The organism is Kribbella sp. (assembly GCF_035687465.1).
Lineage (GTDB): Bacteria > Actinomycetota > Actinomycetes > Propionibacteriales > Kribbellaceae > Kribbella.
The window spans coordinates 1-5,100 of record NZ_DASRXP010000097.1 but is presented as its reverse complement, the minus strand read 5'-3'; the positions used below and the strand labels follow the sequence as shown (position 1 = coordinate 5,100).

At 67.7% G+C, this 5,100-nt stretch carries 8 protein-coding genes; 3 read left to right on the top strand and 5 right to left on the bottom strand.

Annotated elements, in window-relative coordinates:
- On the bottom strand, positions 1-543 hold a 543-nt coding region (locus VFG33_RS04915), incomplete at its 3' end, for a dihydrodipicolinate synthase family protein (RefSeq protein ID WP_325022833.1).
- 73 nt (positions 544-616) lie between these two features.
- Between VFG33_RS04915 and VFG33_RS04910 the strand changes: the two genes are divergently transcribed.
- Positions 617-1,513, top strand: a complete 897-nt coding sequence (locus VFG33_RS04910) for a LysR family transcriptional regulator (RefSeq protein ID WP_325022831.1) — start codon at positions 617-619, stop codon at positions 1,511-1,513.
- Here the strand turns inward: VFG33_RS04910 and VFG33_RS04905 are convergent.
- Complete coding sequence (locus tag VFG33_RS04905) at positions 1,496-2,458, bottom strand: helix-turn-helix transcriptional regulator (RefSeq protein WP_325022829.1); 963 nt, start codon at positions 2,456-2,458, stop codon at positions 1,496-1,498. The genes VFG33_RS04910 and VFG33_RS04905 overlap by 18 nt on opposite strands.
- A 62-nt stretch (positions 2,459-2,520) precedes the next feature.
- Between VFG33_RS04905 and VFG33_RS04900 the strand changes: the two genes are divergently transcribed.
- The gene (locus VFG33_RS04900) at positions 2,521-3,102 is read left to right on the top strand and encodes a DinB family protein (RefSeq protein WP_325022827.1); all 582 of its coding nucleotides are present in this window, start codon (positions 2,521-2,523) and stop codon (positions 3,100-3,102) included.
- On the top strand, positions 3,099-3,560 hold the full coding sequence (locus VFG33_RS04895) for a VOC family protein (protein ID WP_325022825.1): 462 nt from the start codon (positions 3,099-3,101) through the stop codon (positions 3,558-3,560). Before VFG33_RS04900 ends, VFG33_RS04895 begins: the two co-directional genes overlap by 4 nt.
- A gap of 6 nt (positions 3,561-3,566) precedes the next feature.
- Here VFG33_RS04895 and VFG33_RS04890 read toward each other — a convergent pair whose 3' ends face one another.
- From VFG33_RS04890 to VFG33_RS04880, 3 genes are all read right to left on the bottom strand, one after another.
- Positions 3,567-3,902, bottom strand: coding sequence for a hypothetical protein (locus VFG33_RS04890; protein WP_325022823.1), 336 nt, complete (start codon positions 3,900-3,902; stop codon positions 3,567-3,569).
- Complete coding sequence (locus tag VFG33_RS04885) at positions 3,899-4,654, bottom strand: DinB family protein (RefSeq protein WP_325022821.1); 756 nt, start codon at positions 4,652-4,654, stop codon at positions 3,899-3,901. Before VFG33_RS04885 ends, VFG33_RS04890 begins: the two co-directional genes overlap by 4 nt.
- Before the next feature lie 47 nt (positions 4,655-4,701).
- Positions 4,702-5,100, bottom strand: a 399-nt coding sequence (locus VFG33_RS04880; protein ID WP_325022819.1) for a dihydrofolate reductase family protein, incomplete at its 5' end; no start/stop codon positions are given.

Below are 5,100 nucleotides of genomic sequence, written 5' to 3'. Positions count from 1 at the left end.
CATGACGGACATCGCTTCGTACAGGTCGCCCTTGGCGTCCTTGACCGCACGGATGCGGGGGTGGCCGGCGAGTTCGATCAGCGTGGCCGCCTCCATGGCGATGCCGGTGCGGGCGGGGACGTCGTAGAGCATCACGGGGAGGTCGGTGGCGTCGGCAACCGCTACGCAATGGGCCACCACTCCGGCCTGGGTGGGCCTGGAGTAGTACGGGCAGACGAGCAGCAGGGCATCCGCCCCGGCGGCCTCGGCTTCGCGGGCCCGTTGAACGCTGACGGCCGTGTCGTAGGTGCCGATGCCAGCGACGATCCGTGCCTGGTTCTTCGACTGGGCGGCTACCGAACGGACCAGCCGGGCTGCCTCGGCATCGGTCAGCGTGGGCGACTCGCCGGTGGTCCCGCCGACGACGATGCCATCGCATCCAGTGGCCAGCAGGTGGTCGACGAGGCTGGCGAGCCCAGGCTCGCTGATGGTGCCGTCGGGGTGCATCGGCGTCACCATCGCGACGAGGTTGGAGCCGAAGAGTTGTTGCTGGGGGTCGGTCATGAGTCGATCCTGGAGCGGCTCGATAGCTGAGGTCCAGCGATGCTTTCTTGCCGATATTGCGTAGTTTGGTTTCATGATTGAGGTCGGAGCCCTGCGGGCGTTGCGGTCGGTTGCTGCTCTTGGGACGCTGGCGAGGGCGGCCGATGAGCTCGGCTTCACGGCCTCGGCGGTCTCGCAGCAGATCAAGAGACTGGAGGGCCAGGTCGGTGTGCCCGTGCTCGCGCCGGCGGGCCGCGGGGTCGTGCTCACTCCCGCAGGACGGGCCATCGTCGACTCGGCACCCGAAGTGTTCCAGGCGCTCGAGCGCTGCGCCGAAGCGGCCAAGTCAGTCGCAGACGGTGCGCCACGCGGCGTACTGCGCGTCGTTGCCTTCTCGACTGCCATCCGCGGCCTGCTCGCGCCCGCCCTTCCGCGATTGGCGACGCGCTGTCCGGACCTACGCGTGCACATCACCGAGCAGGACCCCGATCAAGCCCTCCATAGCGTCGACGCCGGCACAGCCGACCTCGCCCTCGTCCATGACGCCGACGGGCTGCCGGCCCCGCTGCCGTCGTCACTGACCCAGCGCCACCTGCACACCGACATCGGCGACGTCGTCATGAGTCGAACGCACTCGCTCGCGCACCTCGACTCGCCACTCACCGCCGCCGAGCTCACCGGCCACACGTGGGTCACCAGCCCGCCCGGCACGGTGTGCCACCAGTGGTTCCGACGCCTGTTCGCCGACGCCCCCGAAGACCCCGACGTACGCCACCTGGTCGACGACTTCGCAACCCAACTGTCCCTGGTTGCCTCAGGCAACGTCATCGCCCTGATCCCGTGCCTGGCCCGCCCACCCCTGGGAGAAGCCCTCGTCTCCCGCCCCCTACGGCGCCAACCAACCCGCGAAGTACACGCAGCCTGGCGCCAGAGCGCCAACACCAGCCCAGCAATCCAGGCCCTACTAGCAGACCTAACCGCCAACAGTTGATGTGCCGGCTGCCTGGAGTTTGGTTGCGAGGGCGCGGCAGCGGGTTGCTAGTTCTGGGGGATCGAGGGCTTCGAAGTCGTGGCCAAGCAAGAGGACGTGCATGAGGACGAAGTCGAGGCTGGCGGCGCCGCTGAGTACCTCGCAGAGATCGCTGCCGCGGGGTCGGACGACGGCCGCTGACCCCGAGAGTTGTGCGCTCACCGTGTCGGCTGACGCGTGGACGAGGAAGCGGGCCTGGTGCGGGTAGACCCGGCTTGCGACGCTCTCTTGCACGTACGTCGCGGCGTCGGGTGCCGGTCGGGGGCGGAAGTGCCAGGTTCGTGCGGAGACCTCGGTCATCCGGTCGACGCGGAATGTGCGCCAGTCGTCGCGATCGAGGTCGTAGGCGAGGAGGTACCAGCGGCGCTCGGAGGCGACTAAGCGGTAGGGCTCGACCCGTCGCCGTCGTACTTCGTTGCCGGACGGGTAGTCGAAGCCGGCTTCGACCTCGTCGCGGCAGGCTCGGGCCAGGGTCATGAGAACCTCAGGATCGACCAGCGTGCGGCCTCCGCCGAAGGACTCCACCGCACCGGAGAGCGCGCGGACCTCATTCCGTAGCCGGGTGGGCAGCACTCGGTCGAGCTTTGTCAGCGCCCGTACTGCGGCGTCGCCGGCGCCGGCGACCGCACCACCCGCGCCGGCGAGCAGCGAGACCGCGGTGGCGATCGCTTCCTCGTCGTCGAGAAGGAGCGGCGGTAGGTCCTGGCCTTGGCCGAGTTGGTAGCCGACTCCCTGGCTGGCGTTCACCTGGTAGCCGAGGGTCCGCAGTCGCTCGACGTCACGCCGTACGGTGCGGGTCGTGATCCCCAGCCGGTCGGCCAGTTCGGGGCCGGTCCAGACCTGGCGCTGCTGCAGGAGCCCGAGCAGGGTGAGCACGCGCTCCGTCGTACCCAGGTCTTCACCCATGTCGCTCAGCTTGCCAGAGATAGCGGACCGTTTCTGTCCGCTTGGGCTGTCAGGGTGGATCTATGGATGAAATCGACTGGAACCGGATAGTGCGCGATCAGTGGGAGTTCCACTGGAACGAACAGCTCCGTGCGCGGCTCGAGGGCCTCACCGATGACGAGTACTTCTGGTCGCCGGTGCCGGACACCTGGAGCGTGCGGCCGCGCGGCAGTTCGACGGCGCCCATGCAAGTCGGCGCCGGAGACTTCATGATCGATTACGCCATTCCCGAACCCGACCCCGCGGCGTTTACGACGATCGCCTGGCGACTCGGCCACGTCATCGTCGGGGTACTTGCCGCGCGCAACGCCTCGCACTTCGGCGCGCCGGCAGCGTCCTACGACTCCTGGGAGTACGCCGGGAGCGCGGCCACCGCACTCGACCAACTCGAGGTCCAGCTCGACGTCTGGGTCGCCGGGGTGCGTGGTCTCAGCCAGGCCGATCTCGGGGTCCCGGTCGGCGCGAAAGAGCCCTACCCTGAGCTACCCATGGCCGATCTGGTGCTGCACATCCACCGCGAGTTGATCCACCACTTGTCCGAGGTCTGCCTGCTGCGCGACCTTCACCTGCACACGAGCACAGCTGCGAACGGAGCAAGCCGATGAGCCGCGTTATCCAGGTCACCTTCGACGCCCACGATCCGAAGGTGCTGTCCTCCTTCTGGCGCGACGTACTCGGCTATGTCCACCCGGGTCCGCCTGGAGTCGACGTGCCCGAGGGCGTCGACCCGTTGGCTGCGTGGGACGAGTTCCTCACGCAGCACGGCGTACCGGAGGAGCATCGCAACACGAGATCGGCCCTCGAGGATCCCGACGGGGACGGCCCGCGGCTGTTCTTCCAGCAGGTGCCTGAGGACAAGGTTGCGAAGAACCGCGTCCACCTGGATGTTCGCGCGGCACCCGGGTTGGAGGGCGACGAACGGATGGCAGCCCTGGAGGTCGAGTGCGACCGCCTTGTCGCCCTGGGAGCCAAGCGGGTACATCGCGAGGAGCCCGCTCAGCCACTGAGTTTCGGCTTCATCGTCATGACCGACCCCGAAGGCAACGAATTCTGCCTGGACTGAGTCGGATCACCGGAGCGACGCGTCCAGCTGCCGGATCAGTTCTCCGACCTGCCCACCGCCACCTGGGGGGAGTGGGTAGCGCCTGAGGACGTCCACCACGACGGGATTCGCGAGGGTCCGCGACTCCGCGATGTGGTCGGCTCCGACAGCTGGATCGTCTCCGGCGGAGAGTTCGAGCGCCCGTGCGGCGTGAGCGGCCGATCCGAGGATGTGCTTGACCTGGGTAGCTTTTGCCAGTGGGTGGAGGAACGCCGCCCTCGCCAATGCGGGCCGCGCGCACGCCACGGCGTACCCGGCGATCTCACGCAGTTCGGGCAGGCTCAGTTCGATCGTCTGGTTCAAGCGCCGGCTTCGAGGACGGCGAGGTCGCGTACTGCGTAGCGGTGGTGCTCGGCTTCCTCTTTGAGAATCACCTTGAGGCAGCGGCGTACGACGTACTCCTGGTCGGGATACGGGTCCGCCGGCTTGCGAGCGCAAACCCGATCGAGCTCGGCCACGGTGAGCCCGTCGATGACACGGCGCATCGTGGCCATTCGGGCGAGCCGCAGCGCGATCACCTCGTCGAGCGTGGGGGAGGCGTCGAGGGTGAGCCCGAGCTTCGCCGCCTCCTCGGCCGGCATCCCACCGGCGGGAAAGCCGAGCGGTTTGTACGGCGCTTCCTCCTCGAGAACCGCATTCCCGAGCCAGGCGTCACTCGCGAACAACAGGTGTCGGTGGGTCTCCACGAACGACCACTCACCGTCGACCTGCTCGTGCAACTTTGCCTCAGGCAACAGTCTGGCGCGGTCGAGCGTCACCTTCCACAGCGTCTCGATGGTGTCCCAAACAGCCCGGTAGTCGTCGGGGGAGTGGGCATCCCGTGCGAGCGCCCGCGCGGGGTGCAGCCGGTCGAGTTCGCCCTCGACGTAGGCGGTCACGTCGATGTCGTTGACAACAAGACGGGTGAAATCGCCACCCAGGTAGATGTCCGCGCCATAGCAGTCGACGATCTTCAGACCGTCGACCTCGCAATCACGGATCTCGAGGCCGGCAAGGTCGCACAGGTGGATGCGCGCACCACGGAACTGATCACTCTGGACGTACTCAGTAGCCATCGTGGAAGTCTCCCGCACACGCCTCGCCGGCGCCAAGCCTGGATTGGTCACTTTCGCCAGAACAAGTGGTGCGTCACCCCGCTCGGGCTGGGAACGACGTCCAGGTGGAACCGTTCGAGCAGCTCATCGGGGGACTGCCAGAGTCGTACTCCAGACCCGAACTTCACCGGCGAAACCGCCACGTGCAGGGTGTCGACGAGGTCGGCGTCGAGGAACTGCCGGATGGTGGTCACCCCGCCACCGAGTCGGACATCCTTGCCCTGCGCCGCTTCCCGGGCCTGTTCGAGGACCGAGGCAGGATCGCCGTCGACGAAGTGGAACGTGGTGTCGGACAGCGTGAACGAAGGACGCTGGTGATGGGTCATGACGAACACCGGGGTACGAAACGGAGGCTCGTCACCCCACCAGCCGCGCCACTCGTGGTCCTGCCAGGGCCCGCGCTGGGG

Bases quoted from the DNA above. Each gene is read 5' to 3' on its own strand.
- VFG33_RS04895 (WP_325022825.1), top strand. From the start codon at position 3,099: ATGAGCCGCGTTATCCAGGTCACCTTCGACGCCCACGATCCGAAGGTG.
- VFG33_RS04905 (WP_325022829.1), bottom strand. From the start codon at position 2,458: ATGGGTGAAGACCTGGGTACGACGGAGCGCGTGCTCACCCTGCTCGGG.
- VFG33_RS04910 (WP_325022831.1), top strand. From the start codon at position 617: ATGATTGAGGTCGGAGCCCTGCGGGCGTTGCGGTCGGTTGCTGCTCTT.
- VFG33_RS04900 (WP_325022827.1), top strand. From the start codon at position 2,521: ATGGATGAAATCGACTGGAACCGGATAGTGCGCGATCAGTGGGAGTTC.
- VFG33_RS04885 (WP_325022821.1), bottom strand. From the start codon at position 4,654: ATGGCTACTGAGTACGTCCAGAGTGATCAGTTCCGTGGTGCGCGCATC.